Genomic DNA, 16351 nt, shown 5'->3' with positions numbered 1-16351 from the left:
GGGCGGCATGCGCCACGACGAATAAAGCGCGATGCATATCGAGCGCGGAGCGCGGCGGACGGTGGTGGATGGCCAAGGCTTGCTCGTTGGTTGGAGAGATTGCAGTGAGCGGCAAGGACGAATTTTCCATTTTCAATGTTTCAACGGACCACATTCCCGAAGACGAGCGCGTGCCGTTGCTGCGGGAGTTCTATTGCCGTGGCGTGCTGAAGGCGGAGGTCGAGGCGAAGGAAGCAAAGCCGGCCGCGCGCTTCACCTCGCACGTCCTGCCGGAAGCCCAGTTGCTGCTCGGAGGATTGTGCGGAGCGCGGGTCATTCGAACGAAGCAATTGGTTGCCGATGGCGACGACAGCCTCGCCCTGATCGTCAACAGATCAGGCGTTCTCGGGATATCCGAGCGAGGGCACGATCTGAGGCTCCGGGCGGGAGAGGCGGCCCTGACCAGCGCGGAGGACGTCACGACCTTCGAGCGCCTGGCGCTCGGAAACGGGTTCTCGCTGCGCGTGCCGCGGCGCGTGCTGGCCCCTATGATCGTCGATGTCGACGATACGGTGATGCGCATCATCCCGGAGAATGCCATCGGACTTCGGCTGCTCGTCGATTACGCAATCGCGCTGCTGCGCGAGAAGACGTTGGAGGTGCCTGCGATGCGGCAGCTCGGCGTCGCGCATCTGCATGATTTGCTGGCGCTCGTTCTCGGCGCCACGGATCACGCCCGGGAATCGACCGGACGGCGCGGCCTCAAGGCGGCGCGGCTCCAGAAGGCGAAATTCCTCATCGTCAACAATTGCTGGCAGCAGGATATTTCGGTGGCGAATGTGGCCCACGAGCTCGGCGTGACCCCGCGCTATCTCCAGCGGCTGTTCGAGGCCGACGGCAAGACCTTTTCGTCCTTCCTGACCGAGCAGCGTCTGAAGCGTGCCCATCGCATGCTGCGCGAGCCCGATTTCGCCGAGCGGCCGGTCAGCTCGATCGCCTATGACGTCGGCTTCGGCGATCTCTCTTATTTCAATCGCTGCTTCCGGCGGGCCTATGGCGCAACGCCGACCGACGTCCGGAGCGGCGGGACGCTGTAACGGGCCCGACTGAGTTTCAGCCAAATATCGCATTAAGCAGGGAAGAATTTGACATGATCCTTGATCGTGGAGTCATGACTTCAGCTCAGTGGCTTTATCGCAGTTCATGGTCATCGCGCAGACCGGCAATGGCCAGTTCTACGGCGTGACCCACGTCCAGCGCATCAACACGCAGGGCGGCCTCGTACGCGGTCCATGCAATCAGCCCGGTGCCCATCGCAGCGTGTCGTATTCGGCCGACTACGTCTTCTGGCGCGCGGAGTAGGTGATGACGCCGTGCTTCGTGCGGCGAGTTGGAGTTTTGGAATGCGCCGTTTCTTCTTTGATCTCCTGGTCGACAACGTCGTGAAGATCGATCCGGGCGGGATGGTGTTCGAACATGCCAGGGCTACGATCGTGGTGGCCGACGAGATGGCGCGGCACCTCTTCGTCTGGCGTGACGATCTGCGCGATCGCGACGCCTGGATCCGCGTCAGGGATGCCGGTGGGCGCGAGGTTTATCGCACCGCCGTCTGGGCCGAGAGTCCGGAGAAGGTCGGCTGGGATCAGGCGTAGTCCCTTCGAAGGATGGTGTAGCAAGGCTGCACCAGTTCGAAGCCAAGCGTCTTCAGTTCGTTCTGGGCCGAAAGCCGGTCGCCTCCGTCCAAGTCGAAACCGGCACCCCTTTCTACGTTGGCGTTCAGCGAATCCAAATTCGCAAGAGCGGTCTCCTCCGATCGGAGGATGTCGCATGCTCAGGTTGTGTTATGCTGGGTGATATTGATCACTCAGGCCATTTACAACGATGCACGGACCGCGGAAACTGCCCGAACTGGTCGAGTCCATCTATGATGCCGGGCTCGATCCCACGCTATGGAATAATGCCGTCACCGGCATCCGCGATTTCGTCGGCGGCCAGGCCTGCGGGCTGTTCTCCAAGGATTCCATCAGCAAGTTCGGCGTCACGCATTATTATTGCGGCGCCGATCCGCACTACATCCAGCTCTATTCCGAGACCCATTCGAAGTTCGACCCGCTGACGGTGCTGCCGCCGCATGGCGAGATCGTCAGCATCCCCGATCTCGTCAATTTCGACGAATATCGGAGAGGGCGCTTTTACCAGGAATGGATGCAGCCGCAGGGCTGCAGCGACGCGGCCAATGTCGTGCTCGAGAAATCGAATGCGAGCTGCCCGGTGATGATGACGGTGCTGTCGGGCCGGCGCATGGTCGATCCCGCGATGAAGCAACGTCTCTCGCTGATCGTGCCCCATGCCAGCCGCGCGCTCTTGATCAACCGCGCCATCACCTCGCAACTGACGCTGGCCACCGCGCTTGCCGATGTGCTGGACAATCTGGCGTCCGGCATCTTCCTGCTCGATGGCTTCTGCCGGGTGGTGCACGCGAATTCCGCGGGGCATGCCTTGCTCGCGGCCGACGACGTGGTGCGGTCGGTTGCCGGCCAGCTCGTGACCTGCAGCCCGGAGGCCAATCAGACGCTGCGCGAAGCGTTTGCGGACCGTAACGATGCAGCCCCGCTTGCCGCGAGGGATCGCGCTATACCGCTGCTGTCGCCCAGCGGCGAGCGCTACGTCGCCCATATCTTGCCGCTGTCGTCGGTGCTGCGTAACGGCAGCGAGCGGGTGGTCGATGCCGCCGGCGCGCTGCTGCTGCGCAGGGTCTCGCTCGGCGGGCCGTCCTATGGCGAGTTGATCGCGCGGACGTTCGACCTGACGCCGGCCGAGCTGCGCGTGTTCCTGTCGATCGTCGAGGTCGGCGGTGTGCCGGAGACGGCGGCCGCGCTCGGGATCGCGGAGACGACGACGAAGACGCATCTGCATCGCGTCTTCGCCAAGACCGGCGTCTCGCGTCAGGCGGATCTCGTCAAGCTGGCGGCTGGATTTTCCAATCCGTTAGTCAACTGATCGGTTGTTCAGGGCTGCCGGAGCTGAACCTTTTGCTTCCGCGATAGACTCACAGGAGCCGCGAGGCATGAAGACCGTCTCGTCCTCTCCATGTATCAATACTGGCTCCCCCGATGCCCCGATCTCCGAAGCAGTCCGACCTCATCGAGAGCATCTATGATGCCGGTCTCCACCCAGAGTTGTGGAGCGATGTCGTGATCATGCTCAATGATTTCATCGGAAGCCGGGCCTGCGGCCTGATCTCGAAGGACCCTGTCAGCAAATCGGGCGCGACGCATTACTACTGCGGGGTCGACCCGCACTACATCAAGCTCTATGCCGAGACCTACGCCCAGTACGATCCGCTCGCACGGTTGCCGCGCTACGGCGAGGTACGCAACATCCCCGATCTCGTGAATTACGACGAGTATCGACGCGGGCGCTTCTATCAGGAATGGTTGCGGCCCCAGAGCTCTATCGATGTCGCCAACGTGGTGCTGGAGCAATCGAAGTCGCCGTGCCCGATGCTGCTGACCGTGATCCCGGGCAAGGGCATGCTGGACGCCGAGAAGCGGGCGCGGATGCAGTCTCTGGTTCCGCATGCGACTCGGGCGCTGCTGATCAACAAGGCGATCGAGCGCAAGCAGCAGCGGTCGATCGCGCTCGCCGACGTCGTCGACCGGTTGAATGCCGGCGTGATCCTGCTCGATACCGCCTGCAACATCGTCCACAGCAATCCGGCCGCGGAGACTATACTCGCAGCCGACGATTTTCTGCGCTCCGTCGCGGGCCGGCTGGTCGCAAGGTCATCCGCGGCAAGTGCGGCCCTGCGCGAAACCTTCCGCGACGCAGGCGAGGTGGCTCTGGCCGCGGCCTCGGGACGCAAGATACCGCTGACGTCGCATGACGGCGCCTACTACGTCGCGCATGTCATCGCGCTGCCGTCGCTGCTGCGTGAAGGTGCGGCGGAGCGCACATCCGCCGTCGGCGCTCTCTTCGTCTGGAAAGCGGAACTCGACAGCCGCTCCTCGGCCGGATTGATCGACCGCACCTTCGATCTGACGCCGGCGGAACTGCGGGTGTTGCAGTCGATCGTCGCGGTCGGCGGCGTGCCGGAGACGGCGGCGGCACTCGGCATCGCCGAGACGACGGTGAAGACGCATCTGCATCGCGTGTTCGCCAAGACCGGCGTCAGCCGTCAGGCCGATCTCGTCAAGCTCGCAGCCGGATTCTCCAATCCGCTCGTGCACTGACGAGTGCGCGCTGCGACTCGCAGCAGCTCGCAACAGGTTCAATCAGGAGCATCATTAGAAAGTTATCGCGGGTCGTTCGATCGAATGACGCGATTGTGCGCGTTCTCACTTACGAGACGTCACCTGTTCTGTTGTTCGGCGTATCAGCGATCAGTGTGAAGCAGCTCACTGCCGGCGGAAGTGAATCCCAGCAAGCTCTCGTGCAGGTTGAAAGGAGATCGTCATGCGAATGGCCTCTTCAGTCCTGTCAGAAAAGTTCCGCGACATCGTCGCCCGCGTCGGTGCGGCATTCCGCGCGCAACGAGAAATCGAGGCGCAGCGCGCGCTGCAGCGCTATCGCCACTTGCTGCAGCAGTCGGAAGACATATCGCGTTTGGGTGAAACTATTCCCGTCTCCAATGAAGAGGATGTCTTGGACAATGCCGACCGAATTGATCCGCGCGAGCGCGCGACCGGCCAGCCCACCTTCGAACGCGCGCAATTTGAACATCGTCGCCATCGCGCTGACCGCGGCGCTCGTCACGCTTCAATTGGCAGGGCTTGCCATGCTGGAGCGCTCTCACGCCCATCCGGTCTCCCAGCCTCTCATCCAAGCGCATGATGCGGCGCTCTGTGGCGGAAGCACTGAGGCTCCCGCGACCCATACGCCCTACGATTGACGGAGGACGCAGCGTGCCTGACATCACGACCAGCCTGCTGGTGAGCATCGCCGTGTTTGCCGGCGCCTTCGTCTCGGGGCTCTCGGGTTTTGCCTTCTCGGCGGTCGCGGGTGCGATCCTGCTCCGCGTGTTTCAGCCACTCGAGGCGGTGCCGCTGATGATGGCGTGCAGCATCGGTGTGCAGGCGACCAACCTCTGGGCGCTCCGGCGCAGCATCCGCTGGGAAGGCAGCTTGCTGCTGATCGTCGGCGGCCTGATCGGCGTGCCCATCGCGGTCTCGCTGCTCCAGTCCACCGACACGCATCTGCTGCGGCGTGGGTTCGGCATCATCGTTGCGCTTTATGCCGCCTACATGCTGCTGCGGCCGACGCTGGTGACGGCCGGCGAGGCCGTCGGCCGTCACTGGGTCGCGCTGATCGGCTTTGGGGGAGGACTGGTCGGCGGGCTCACCGCGATGCCGGGCGCGATCCCGACGATCTGGTGCGACATGCGCGGCATGCCCAAGAGCGAGCAGCGCGGTCTGGTGCAGCCCTTCATCGCCGCGATGCAGCTCTTTGCGATCGCATTGCTGGTCGCGCATCAGGATCTGTCGTCAAAGGTCTTCGTCGACCTCGCGATCAGCCTGCCGGCACTGTTTGCGGGATCCGCGTTAGGGGTGATCGCCTTCCACAGGGTCAACGAGACGGTCTTTCGCAAGACCGTGCTCGTTCTGTTGCTGATCTCAGGGATTTCGTTGGTCTAGTGACCGGTGGTGTGGACGACCGGCGCCGCGCTGATGTCGCTGCCGTGATGCACCAGCGGCTTGTTGCCGGTGACGGTTCGCAGCAGCACGTAGAACACCGGCGTCAGGAACAGGCCGAACACGGTGACGCCGATCATGCCGGAGAACACCGCAACGCCCATCGCGCGCCGCATCTCAGAGCCTGCGCCGGTCGAGAGCACCAGCGGCAGCACGCCCATGATGAACGCCATCGACGTCATCAGGATCGGGCGAAGCCGCAAGCGGCTCGCCTCGATCGCGGCCCGGATCGGCGTGCGTCCGGCGAATTCGAGCTCGCGCGCGAATTCGACGATCAGGATCGCGTTCTTCGCGGAGAGGCCGACGAGCACGATCAAGCCGATCTGGGTGAAGACGTTGTTGTCGCCCTTGGAGATCCAGACGCCGAACATCGCCGCGAGCAGACCCATCGGCACGATCATGATGATCGACAGCGGCAGCGTCAGGCTCTCATACAGCGCAGCCAGCACCAGGAACACCAGCAGGATCGCCAGCGGGAACACCCAGAGGCCCGAATTGCCGGCGATGAACTCCTGATAGGTCAGGTCGGTCCATTCGAAGGCAAAGCCGGGCGGCAACGTCTCAGCCGCGATCCGCGTTGCGGCCTCCTGCGCCTGGCCCGATGAGAAGCCAGGCGCAGCCGCGGCGTTGATGTCGGACGACAGGAAGCCGTTGTAGCGGATCGCACGCTCGGGCCCCGCGCTCTGGCGGATCTTCAGCAGCGCCGACAGCGGCACCATGTCGCCGGAGGACGAGCGCACCTTCAGCTGCCTGATGTCGTCGGCACGGGCGCGGAACGGCGCATCGGCCTGGACATAGACGGAATAGGTGCGGCCAAACTTGTTGAAGTCGTTGACGTAGTAGGACCCGAGGTAAATCTGCAGCGTGTTGAAGACCTCCGTCACGGGCACGCCCAGCTGCAGCGCCTTGGTGCGGTCGATGTCGGCGAACAACTGGGGCACGTTGACCTGGAAGCTCGAGAACACGCCTGCGATCTCCGGCGCCTTCTGCATCGCAGTCATGAATGCCTTGGTCGCGTCGTTCAGCGCCTCATAGCCGAGACCAGCACGGTCCTCGATCTGCAGCTTGAAACCGCCGATGGTGCCGAGGCCGTTGACCGGCGGCGGCGGGAACATCGCGATGAAGGCTTCCTGGATGCCGGCGTACTTCTTGTTGAGATCGGCCGCGATGGCATTGCCGCTCAGCGCCGCACCCTTGCGCTCGTCGAACGGTTTCAGCGTCGAGAACACGATGCCGGCGTTGGACGAGTTGGTGAAGCCGGAGATCGACAGGCCGGGGAAGGCCACCGAGCTCTCGACACCGGGCTGGGTCAGCGCAATGTCGCTCATCTTGCGGATCACCTCTTCGGTGCGGTCGAGCGTCGCACCATCCGGCAGGCGCGCGAAGCCGACCAGATATTGCTTGTCCTGACCCGGCACGAAGCCGCTCGGCACCTGCTGGAACAGGAAGGCGGTGACGCCGACCAGCACCACATAGAGGCCCATCACGGCGGCCTTGCCCGAGATCACCTTTGTGACGGTGCCGCTGTAGTTCTCGGATGAGCGGGTAAAGGCCTTGTTGAAGCCGCGGAAGAACCAGCCGAGGCCTTTCTCCATGATCAGCGTCAGCTTGTCCTTCGGCTCGTTGTGGCCCTTGAGCAGGAGGGCCGACAGGGCAGGCGACAAGGTCAGCGAGTTCACCGCCGAGATCACGGTCGAGATCGCAATCGTCAGCGCGAACTGCTTGTAGAACTGCCCGGTAAGGCCGGAGATGAAGGCGAGCGGCACGAACACCGCGATCAGCACCATGGCGATGGCGATGATCGGGCCGGAGACTTCGCGCATCGCCTGATAGGTGGCATCGCGCGGCGACAGCCCGCCCTCGATGTTGCGCTCGACGTTCTCGACCACGACGATGGCATCGTCGACGACGATGCCGATGGCGAGCACCAGGCCGAACAGGCTGAGCGCATTGATGGAGAAACCGAACACGTGCATCACCGCGAACGTGCCGACGATCGACACCGGCACCGCCAGCAGCGGGATGATCGAGGCGCGCCAGGTCTGCAGGAACAGGATCACGACCAGCACCACCAGCGCGATCGCCTCCAGCAGGGTGTGGATCACGGCCTCGATCGAGGAGCGCACGAACTGGGTGGGGTCGTAGACGATCTGGTAGGACACGCCCTCCGGCATGTTCTTCTTGATCTCGGCCATGGTGGCGCGGACGTGGTCGGAGATTTCCAGCGCGTTGGAGCCGGGCGCCTGGAAGATCGGGATCGCCACCGCCTGCTTGTTGTCGAGCAGCGAGCGCAGGCCGTATTCGGAGGCGCCAAGCTCGACGCGCGCGACGTCGCGCAGGCGCACGACCTCGCCGCGCGTGCCTGTCTTGACCACGATGTCGCCGAACTGCTCCTCGTTGGCGAGCCGGCCTTCCGCGTTAACGGAGAGTTGCAGGTCGATGCCCTTGACGTTGGGGGAGGAGCCGACCACGCCGGCGGCGGCCTCGACATTCTGCGCCTGGATCGCCTTGACGATGTCGCTGGCGGTCAGGCCATGCTCGGCCGCCTTCTGCGGATCGACCCAGACCCGCATCGAATAGTCGCCGGCACCATAGAGCTGGACGTCGCCGACGCCGTCGATCCGCGCCAGCCGGTCCTTGACGTTGAGCACCGCGTAATTGCGCAAATACGTCATGTCGTAGCGGCCGTTGGGCGACAAGAGATGCACGACCATGGTGAGGTCGGGCGACGACTTCTTGGTGATGATGCCGAGCTGGCGCACCACGGCGGGCAGGCGCGGTTCGGCCTGCTGCACGCGGTTCTGCACCAGCTGCGTCGCCTTGTCGGGGTCGGTGCCGAGGCGGAACGTCACCGTCAGCGTCATCGCGCCGTCGGTGGTCGCCTGGCTCGACATGTACAGCATGTTCTCGACGCCGTTGATCTGCTCCTCGATCGGCGTCGCCACCGTTTCCGCGATCACCTTGGGATTGGCGCCGGGATAGGTCGCCCGCACCACCACCGAGGGCGGCACGACGTCGGGATATTCCGAGATCGGCATCGCGAACAGCGAGATCAGGCCGGCGAGGAAAATCAGCACCGACAGCACGCCGGCGAAAATCGGACGATCAATGAAGAACTTTGAGAGATTCATGGCTTTGCCCCTGCGCGAGAGACAGCTCTCCCGTTGTCCGGGACGCGGCAAATGCCCGCGAACCCGGAAGCGAGATGCGATGTCTTGGTCGTTCTTTGATCATTCCGGGCGCGCGTCATGCGCCGCCCGGAATGAGGTAATCAGCGTTGCACCACGTCCTGGTTGCTGTGGTTCGATGCCTGTTGCGGCCCACGCGCGCCCATTGCCGCCACCTCGGTCTTGAGGAGGGCGCCCGGACGCACGCGCTGCAAACCGTTGACGACGATGCGGTCGCCAGACTTAAGGCCTGCGGTGACGATGCGAAGTCCATCGACTGCACCCCCAAGGGTGATCGGCCGGTAGACTGCGCGACTGTCGTCGCCGACCGCCATCACGAACTTCTTGTCCTGGTCGGTGCCGATCGCGCGCTCGTCGATCATCACCAGCGTCTGCTGCTTCGGCTGGCCCATGCGCACGCGCGCGAATTGGCCGGGGATCAGGCGCCCGTCCTCGTTCTGGAACACCGCGCGGACACGGATGGTGCCGCTCTGGCCGTTGACCTGGTTGTCGATGAGCTGGATGTGGCCCTTGGCGGAGAGACCGCCTGACGTCGCCATCTCCACCGGGATCTGGTTGAGATTGCCGCGCCGGCCGGTGGCATCCGCAATCGAGTTCAGCGCCCGCAGCACCACCTCTTCATCGGCGTCGAACGAGGCGTAGATCGGATTGACCGACACCAGCGAGGTCAGCACCGGGGAGGCAGTGCCGGCGGCGACGAGATTGCCGACGGTGATCTCGAACTTGCCGACGCGGCCGTCCACGGGCGCGCGCACCTCGGTGTAGTCGAGATTGAGCTTTGCGGTCTGGAGCGTTGCTTCGGCGGCCTTCACGTTCGCAATGGCTTCGCGGTTGGCATTGTCGCGCTGGTCGTAGTCACGCCGCGTGACCACCGCGTTGCCGACCAGCTGTGCGCCGCGCTCGAGCTCGCTCTGGGTGAACACGACACGCGCCTTGGCGGCCTCGAGCTGGGCCGCGGCCTTGTCGACCTCCGCGGCGTAGGGCGCCGGATCGATCTTGAACAGGACATCGCCGGCCTTCACCAGCGCGCCTTCGGTGAAGTTGGTCGCCAGGATCGCGCCGGCCACGCGCGGGCGAAGCTCGACGCGTTGGATGGCCTCGAGCCGGCCGGAGAAATCGTCCCACAGCACGGTCTGCTTGGGTTCGATCAGCGCGACGGTGACGGGGACGGCTTGCTCAGCCGCAGCGGCCGTTGCCGTCGCCTGGGCTGCTCGGAAGTAGTGGCCGGTCGCGATCGAGCCGGCTACGGCGAGGGCGCCCACGACGGCGACGCCACCGAGAAGGCGGCGGAAACGGCCGGTGCGGGCGGTATTTTGGGCGGGATGCATTTGCGCGCTCCAGATATGTAGTGTTCACTACAGATGTGGAGCTGGATGTCGCAGTGCAAGATACTTATGTACCATTCACTAAGAAAATTGTAGCCGCTTACCGCAAGAATTGGAAGGCGAAAGAGAAAAGAAAGACAGAACAAATAGATAGGGTCTGGCGTTAACCTGAGGGATAGCGCGGATTCGTAAGGAGAACAGGCACATGGGCATGGGTCGCCCCCGCGAATTCGACGCCGACGTCGCGTTGGATCAGGCGATGGAAGTTTTTTGGCGCCATGGCTATGAGGGCGCCACCATCGCCCAGCTCACCGAGGCCATGGGCATCAATCCGCCGAGCCTCTATGCCTGCTTCGGCAACAAGGAGGGCCTGCTGAAGGCCGCCCTCGACCGTTACACCAAACTGCGCGGCGTCTGGATGGACGAGGTGGTCGCTGCACCCACCGCCCGTGATGTTGCCGAGCGTATGCTGATGGGCATCGCCGAGAAACAGACCGATCCCGCCAATCCGCCCGGTTGCCTGCTCGTGCAGGGCGGCATCGCCTGCGGCACCGGCTCCGAGAATGTCCCCTTCGAGCTCGCCGCCCGTCGCGCCCAGAACGAGGACCAGCTCCGCGACCGTTTTGTGCGCGCCCAGGCCGACGGCGATCTCAAGCCGGGCGCCGATCCCGCCGCGCTCGCGCGCTATGTCTCGGCAGTCTCAGTCGGCATGGGCGTGATGGCCTCTTCGGGTGCGGACCGCGAAGCGCTGCGGCAAGTGGCGAGCGTCGCCGTGCAGGCGGTCGAGGCGCAGTCAGCCGACAGAACGTAGTCGGCCTCTTTCACCGCGCAGACTACTTCGCAGCCAGAGCCGGTGGCGGGACGAAGCCGCCGAACTCGCGTTCGATCAGTCCGGCCAGCGCGATCGTCGTGCGATCTTCGAGGTATGGCCCGATGATCTGCACGCCGACCGGCAGGCCGGAAGGCGTGCGCTCGATCGGAACGGCGGTTGCCGGCAGTCCGCAGGTCGAGGCGGGATCGGCCCAGATGAAGCAGGCATCGGAGTAATCATAGAGCTTTCCGTCGATGTCGAGTTTCCGCGCGTCGAACGGCTCGGAATGGTCATGTGGGAAGGCCGGCACGGCGGCGACGGGATAGACCACCGCGTCGAACTCGCGGAAGAGCTGATACCATTTCTGCTGCAACTGCAGTCGGGCCGCATCAAGCACCAGCCAATCGCGGTGGATCATGCCCCAGCCGCGGGCGCGCTCGGCCTGCAGGCTGCGGTCGTCGGGCGAGAGTGCTGCGGCAGCTTCTTGTGCCTCGGCGAGGGCGGCCGGTGTCAGGCGCGGGCTTCGCGCGCCGTTGAGCAGCTTCATGTAGAGCCGTGCGGACTCGGCGAGATCGGGCAGCGACGCGCTCGCGCGTGCGACGCGTGCGCCCAATCGTTCGAGCCGCTCAGCTAACCGTCCGATGGCAGAACGCACGACGTCTCCCGTCGGCATCAGCGGATGGGTATCGATCACGAGGATCCTGAAATCCCTGAGCTGGCCATGGCGCGGCGCGGGCAGCGCCAGGCGATAGCCGATCCCGTCGCGCGTCTCGTCGGGGCCGGCAATCACGTCGAGCGACAGAGCGAGGTCCGAGGCGGTGCGCGCCATCGGCCCGACGACGGCGAGATCGCCCTGGCTGGGGACGGGCGGCGCCGGCGGCAGGCTGTATCCGCGCAGCGGCACCAGGCCGAGGCTCGGCTTGTGTCCGAACACGCCGCAGAAATGCGCGGGCACCCGGATCGAGCCGCCGATGTCCGAGCCGATCGAGAGCGGGCCGAAGCCAGCGGCCAGCGCCGCCCCGCATCCGCCCGAGGAGCCGCCGGGCGAGCGGCCGAGATCCCACGGGTTTTTGGTCGCGCCGTAGATCTCGTTGTAGCTCTGGAAGTCCCGGAGGCCGATCGGGATGTTGGTCTTGCCGATGATGACGGCGCCCGCCGCTTTCAGCCGCGCAACGAGGAGGGCGTCTTCCGCCGGCTTGAAATCCCTGAAGTGCGGAAAGCCCCATGTCGTCGGCAGGCCGGCGACGTTGAATGGCTCCTTCAACGTCACGGGAATGCCGAGCAGCGGCAGTCGCTCACCGCGGGCAAGCGCGGCGTCGGCGGCGCGCGCGGCGTCCCTGGCGCGGTCGAAATCGCGAACGATGATCGCGTTGATCGGTCCGTCCAGCGCCTCGATGCGGGCGATCGTGTGCGCGAGCAATTCCGACGCAGAGATCTTGCGCGCATGCAGGGCGCCAAGGAGTTCGCCGATCGAGCCGTAGTTCAGGTCAGCAGCATCTGCGGTCATCACGTGCTCCCTTATATCCCGGCCGAGACCTTGTAGCCCGGATGGAGCGCAGCGCAATCCGGGACATGTCCCGACACGGACGCGGGACCCGGATTACGCTATCGCTCCATCCGGGCTACGAGGCTGCATAGACGCCCGCCTAAGCGGCGTCCCGAGCCATACAGGCCGTGCTCGTCCGGCAGACTCTCAGGACGCTTCCTTGAGAACCGGAGCCGCCGTTTCCTCTGCCTTCAATTCTTCGAGACTGCGATGCCGCGGCTCGATGCCCATCGCCCAGACCGTGATGATCTGCACCACCAGGAGGCCGATCATCAGCGCCATCACGCCGGCCACGCCGCGCGTCTCGAACAGCGAGACGACGAGGAACGGCGTAACGATCGTGGCGCCGCGCCCCAGCGTGTTGACCATGCCGGAGGCGCGCAGCCGGACCTCGGTCGGAAACAGTTCTGGGATGTAGATGCCGAACAGCAGGGCGACCAGGACGTAGATCGGCACCGTCAGCGCAAAGCCGACAGCCGGCAGCAGGATCGGATCCGAGATCATGGGATAGAGGATGCCCAGGGCCACCGTGATCAGCGACGCGCCGATGATGGTCGGCTTGCGGCCCCAGCGGTCGGCGGTCAATGCGCCGATGGCCGAGCCGATCGGTGCACCGAGTGCCATCAGCAGCGAATAACCGAACGAGGTCGCAATCGAGAGGCCCTGCTTGACGAAGAACACCGGCAGCCAGGTCACGAAACCATAGAGCAGGGTGTTGATCGTGATCAGGCAGACCGAGCCGACGATCATCCGCGACAGCAAGGGCGCGGTGAACAGCGTTCCGAGATCGGCCGCGACAGGAGCTGACGTGACGGTCGCGGGAGCAGGCAGGGGCTGGCCTTGCGACGCCTCCTTCTCGATGGCCTGCATCAGCGCTTCCGCTTCCGCGGTGCGCCCCACCGCTTCCAGCCAGCGCGGCGATTCCGGCAGCGACTTGCGCATGTACCACACCACGAGCGCACCGATGCCGCCGAGCACGAACATCGAGCGCCAGCCGAACTGCGGCACCAGCACGGACGCCACCAGCAGCGCCACGGGCAAACCAGTGACGACGCACACCGTGGTGAAGCCGAGCCACTTGCCGCGGGTGCGCGCGGGCACGAATTCCGTCATCGTCGAATAGCCGACGACGTTCTCTGCGCCCAATCCAACGCCCATCACGAAGCGGCAGGCGATCAGGAAGGCCATGTTCGGCGAGAATGCCGCAGCGAGGGAGGCAAGGCCGAAGAGGAGCAAATTGAACTGATAGGTGAAGCGGCGTCCGTAGCGGTCGCCGAGGAAGCCGGTGCCGAACGATCCCAGCATCATGCCGACGAAGGTTGCGGAGATGAAGGCGGCGTTCTGGGCGAGGGTCGAAAAGCCTGATTTCAGCGTCACGCTGAGCACGGTCCCGGCGATGTAGATGTCGAAACCGTCGAAAAACATGCCGATGCCGATCAGCAGCATGATGCGGCGATGGAATGGCCCGATCGGCAGCCGATCAAGACGGCTGCCTGCGTTCACCGATGTCGACATTTGCGCTCTCCCTTGACTGTCGTTCTGAGTGATGCGGCCCGCCTTCTCTGAGCGATCTGCCGCTAGTCGTTTCTGCTAATTCAGTCGCTTCTGGTTGGCCGTGTCGCGGTACCAGTCGAACGGCTGCTCGTGGGTCGCGACCATCACGCTCTTGGTGTTGAAATGGTCGTTGAAGCTCTCGGTGCCGCATTCGCGGCCGATTCCGGAATCGTCGACACCGCCCCAGGGCGAGGCCGGGTCGAGACGGTGGTGATCGTTGATCCAGACGATTCCGGCCTTGACCGACGCTGCGACGCGGTGCGCGCGGGCGACGTCGCGGGTGCGGATCGCAGCGGCAAGGCCGAACGGGGAGTCGTTGGCGAGCCGCAGTGCGTCGGCCTCGTCCTTGAACGGCGTCACCGAGGTGAAGGGACCGAACACTTCCTCCTGGAATATCCGCATGTCGGATTTGACGTCGGCGAACACCGTAGGCTCGACGAAATAGCCGTTGTCGTGGCCCGGCACCTTCGCGGCGACGCCGCCGGTGACGAGACGCGCGCCGTCGGCGTGACCGTAGCCCGCATAGGTGAGAACGCGGTCGCGCTGCTTGGCTGAGATCACGGGACCCATTTGGGTGCCGGGATCGAAGGGATCGCCGACGCGGATCGTGCGGGTCTTGGCCTGCAGCTTCTCGACGAACTCGTCGTAGATCGAGGCCTGGACGATGTGGCGCGAGGCGCAGACGCAGGTCTGGCCCGCACCGATGAAAGCACCGAACGCGGCATAATTGACGGCGCGGTCGACGTCGAAATCGTCGAACACCATCACCGGCGTCTTGCCGCCGAGCTCCATGGTCTGGTGTGCAAACACCTTTGCGGCGGCGCTGCCGGCGATGCGGCCGGCCTCGGTGCCGCCGGTCAGGACCAGCTTGTTGATGTCGCCGTGTTCGGCCAGCATCTTGCCGGCGCTCTGGCCAAGGCCGAGCACGATATTGAAGACGCCGGGCGGCAGGCCCGCTTCGGTGAAGATCTGCGCGAGCTTCAAGGTCGTCAGCGGCGTGTATTCCGACGGCTTGACGACGGTGACGCAGCCGGTCGCCAGCACCACCGCGAGCGACTTGCACAGGATCATCAGCGGGTGATTGAACGGGGTGCAATTGGCGACGATGCCGATCGGCGTGCGGAGCGTGTAGTTCAGATACGCACCTTCGACCGGGATCACGGAGTCGCGGCGCGACAGCGCGACGCCGGCGAAGTAGCGGAAGAAATCGGGCAGGCGGGAGAGCTGGGCGCGGGTCTCGTTGACCGGGCGACCGTTGTTGAGGGTCTCGAGCCGGTACAGGCTGTCGAGATTGGCCTCGAACGCATCGGCGAGCTTGTTGACCAGCCGAGCCCGCGCACGCGTGTCCATGCCGCCCCAGGCCTTGCCTTCGAACGCGGCGCGCGCGCTTTTCATGGCGCGGTCGATGTCCTCAGTGGTTGAATTGGGAATGCGGGCGATCACGTCGCCGGTCGCGGGATTGCGGACATCAAGCATCGCGCCGGCGCCGGCTTCGACTTCACGCCCATCGATGAAATTGCCGTGGATCTCGACGTCGATCGACGCGGGTTTTGACGGAATGTTCATGATGATCTCTCCTCGACGATGACGGCGTTACGCTTGAGCGCCGGCAGAACGCGTTTTTCGGTAGCCCCGATATGGGCCTTGATGATGCGCGCGGCGGTTCGCGTCTCGCGCTGCTGCATGGCGTCGATCAGGGCGACGTGCTCGGCAACGAGCTTCGCCGGATCGTGGCCTTTCAGATTGGAGATGCTGACGCGGACGAGGCGATCGGCCTGGCCGATCAGGTCGCACAGTGCGGCTGCCATGCGGCGATTGCCGGACGCGTGCGCCAGCGCGGTGTGGAAGCCGCGATTGTAGGCGATGAAGTCTTCGTGGTTGCCCGAGAAGCGGCGGAATTCGTCGAGCGACTTCAGAACGGAGTCGGGCGCGCTTTCGATCGCTTCCGCGACGCAGGCCGGCTCCAGCGCGAGGCGGAAGCGCAGGAGGTCGCGGGCATCCGAGAGCGAGATCGGCGTGACCCGATAGCCCTGGCGCGGCTGCACCGTCACGAGGTGCTCGCGCTGCAGCCGCAGCAGCGCATCCCGGACCGGTTGCCGGCTCACGTCATAGCGTTCGGCCAGGTCCTGCTCGCGCATTTCATCGCCCGGCGCAAGGCGACAAGCTAAAATATCAGACCTGAGACGATCGTAGATATTTTCGCGCAAAAGCATCATTTTGGCCCGGCTCCTTGGCGTTAATATCCCAGTCGTGATATT

The 16351-nt window shown here is 64.6% G+C and carries 14 protein-coding genes; 7 read left to right on the top strand and 7 right to left on the bottom strand.

All coding sequences use genetic code 11. The features are described 5' to 3' along the window. Positions 1–104 precede the first annotated feature (104 nt). The 5 genes from RAD16_RS08190 to RAD16_RS08170 all read left to right on the top strand — a co-directional run bounded on the left by RAD16_RS08190 (position 105) and on the right by RAD16_RS08170 (position 4211). Positions 105–1076: a helix-turn-helix transcriptional regulator gene (locus RAD16_RS08190; RefSeq protein WP_458157350.1), complete on the top strand. Its 972-nt coding sequence runs from the start codon at positions 105–107 to the stop codon at positions 1074–1076. An 88-nt stretch (positions 1077–1164) separates the two neighbouring features. Further along, entirely contained in the window at positions 1165–1341 is a 177-nt protein-coding gene (locus tag RAD16_RS08185; protein ID WP_458157349.1) for a DUF3455 domain-containing protein, read from the top strand. A gap of 41 nt (positions 1342–1382) precedes the next feature. Next, a complete protein-coding gene (locus tag RAD16_RS08180) occupies positions 1383–1631 on the top strand; it encodes a DUF6894 family protein (RefSeq protein WP_458157348.1) in 249 nt (82 codons plus the stop codon). Positions 1632–1860: 229 nt separating this feature from the next. Further along, positions 1861–2979: a helix-turn-helix transcriptional regulator gene (locus tag RAD16_RS08175; RefSeq protein ID WP_458157347.1), complete on the top strand. Its 1119-nt coding sequence runs from the start codon at positions 1861–1863 to the stop codon at positions 2977–2979. A gap of 113 nt (positions 2980–3092) precedes the next feature. Beyond that, on the top strand, positions 3093–4211 hold the full coding sequence (locus tag RAD16_RS08170) for a helix-turn-helix transcriptional regulator (RefSeq protein ID WP_458157346.1): 1119 nt from the start codon (positions 3093–3095) through the stop codon (positions 4209–4211). A gap of 247 nt (positions 4212–4458) precedes the next feature. Here the strand turns inward: RAD16_RS08170 and RAD16_RS08165 are convergent, their stop codons facing one another. Next, positions 4459–4710 carry a hypothetical protein gene (locus tag RAD16_RS08165; RefSeq protein ID WP_458157345.1) on the bottom strand — a complete coding sequence of 84 codons (252 nt, stop codon included), beginning with the start codon at positions 4708–4710 and terminating at the stop codon, positions 4459–4461. Positions 4711–4883: 173 nt separating this feature from the next. Here RAD16_RS08165 and RAD16_RS08160 point away from each other — a divergent pair, with 173 nt between their 5' ends. Further along, a complete protein-coding gene (locus RAD16_RS08160) occupies positions 4884–5612 on the top strand; it encodes a sulfite exporter TauE/SafE family protein (RefSeq protein WP_458157344.1) in 729 nt (242 codons plus the stop codon). On the opposite strand, the gene RAD16_RS08155 is transcribed toward RAD16_RS08160, so the two are convergent. Both RAD16_RS08155 and RAD16_RS08150 read right to left on the bottom strand, forming a co-directional pair. Next, positions 5609–8800 carry an efflux RND transporter permease subunit gene (locus tag RAD16_RS08155; protein ID WP_458157343.1) on the bottom strand — a complete coding sequence of 1064 codons (3192 nt, stop codon included), beginning with the start codon at positions 8798–8800 and terminating at the stop codon, positions 5609–5611. The genes RAD16_RS08160 and RAD16_RS08155 overlap by 4 nt on opposite strands. Before the next feature lie 140 nt (positions 8801–8940). Further along, positions 8941–10185, bottom strand: coding sequence for an efflux RND transporter periplasmic adaptor subunit (locus tag RAD16_RS08150; protein ID WP_458157342.1), 1245 nt, complete (start codon positions 10183–10185; stop codon positions 8941–8943). A 202-nt stretch (positions 10186–10387) separates the two neighbouring features. Between RAD16_RS08150 and RAD16_RS08145 the strand changes: the two genes are divergently transcribed. Continuing rightward, a complete protein-coding gene (locus tag RAD16_RS08145; protein WP_458157341.1) occupies positions 10388–10993 on the top strand; it encodes a TetR/AcrR family transcriptional regulator in 606 nt (201 codons plus the stop codon). A 22-nt stretch (positions 10994–11015) separates the two neighbouring features. Here the strand turns inward: RAD16_RS08145 and RAD16_RS08140 are convergent, their stop codons facing one another. The 4 genes from RAD16_RS08140 to RAD16_RS08125 all read right to left on the bottom strand — a co-directional run bounded on the left by RAD16_RS08140 (position 11016) and on the right by RAD16_RS08125 (position 16306). Then, positions 11016–12500 carry an amidase gene (locus RAD16_RS08140; RefSeq protein WP_458157340.1) on the bottom strand — a complete coding sequence of 495 codons (1485 nt, stop codon included), beginning with the start codon at positions 12498–12500 and terminating at the stop codon, positions 11016–11018. Positions 12501–12686: 186 nt separating this feature from the next. Further along, positions 12687–14054: an MFS transporter gene (locus RAD16_RS08135; protein ID WP_458157339.1), complete on the bottom strand. Its 1368-nt coding sequence runs from the start codon at positions 14052–14054 to the stop codon at positions 12687–12689. Between the two features lie 75 nt (positions 14055–14129). Continuing rightward, positions 14130–15659, bottom strand: coding sequence for an aldehyde dehydrogenase (locus tag RAD16_RS08130; RefSeq protein WP_458157338.1), 1530 nt, complete (start codon positions 15657–15659; stop codon positions 14130–14132). Next, a complete protein-coding gene (locus RAD16_RS08125; protein ID WP_458157420.1) occupies positions 15656–16306 on the bottom strand; it encodes a GntR family transcriptional regulator in 651 nt (216 codons plus the stop codon). Before RAD16_RS08125 ends, RAD16_RS08130 begins: the two co-directional genes overlap by 4 nt. Positions 16307–16351 lie beyond the last annotated feature (45 nt).

The sequence above is a fragment of the Bradyrhizobium sp. 18BD genome (assembly GCF_054185225.1).
Note: the sequence above shows the minus strand (reverse complement) of the source record. Positions and strands in the feature narration are given on the sequence as shown.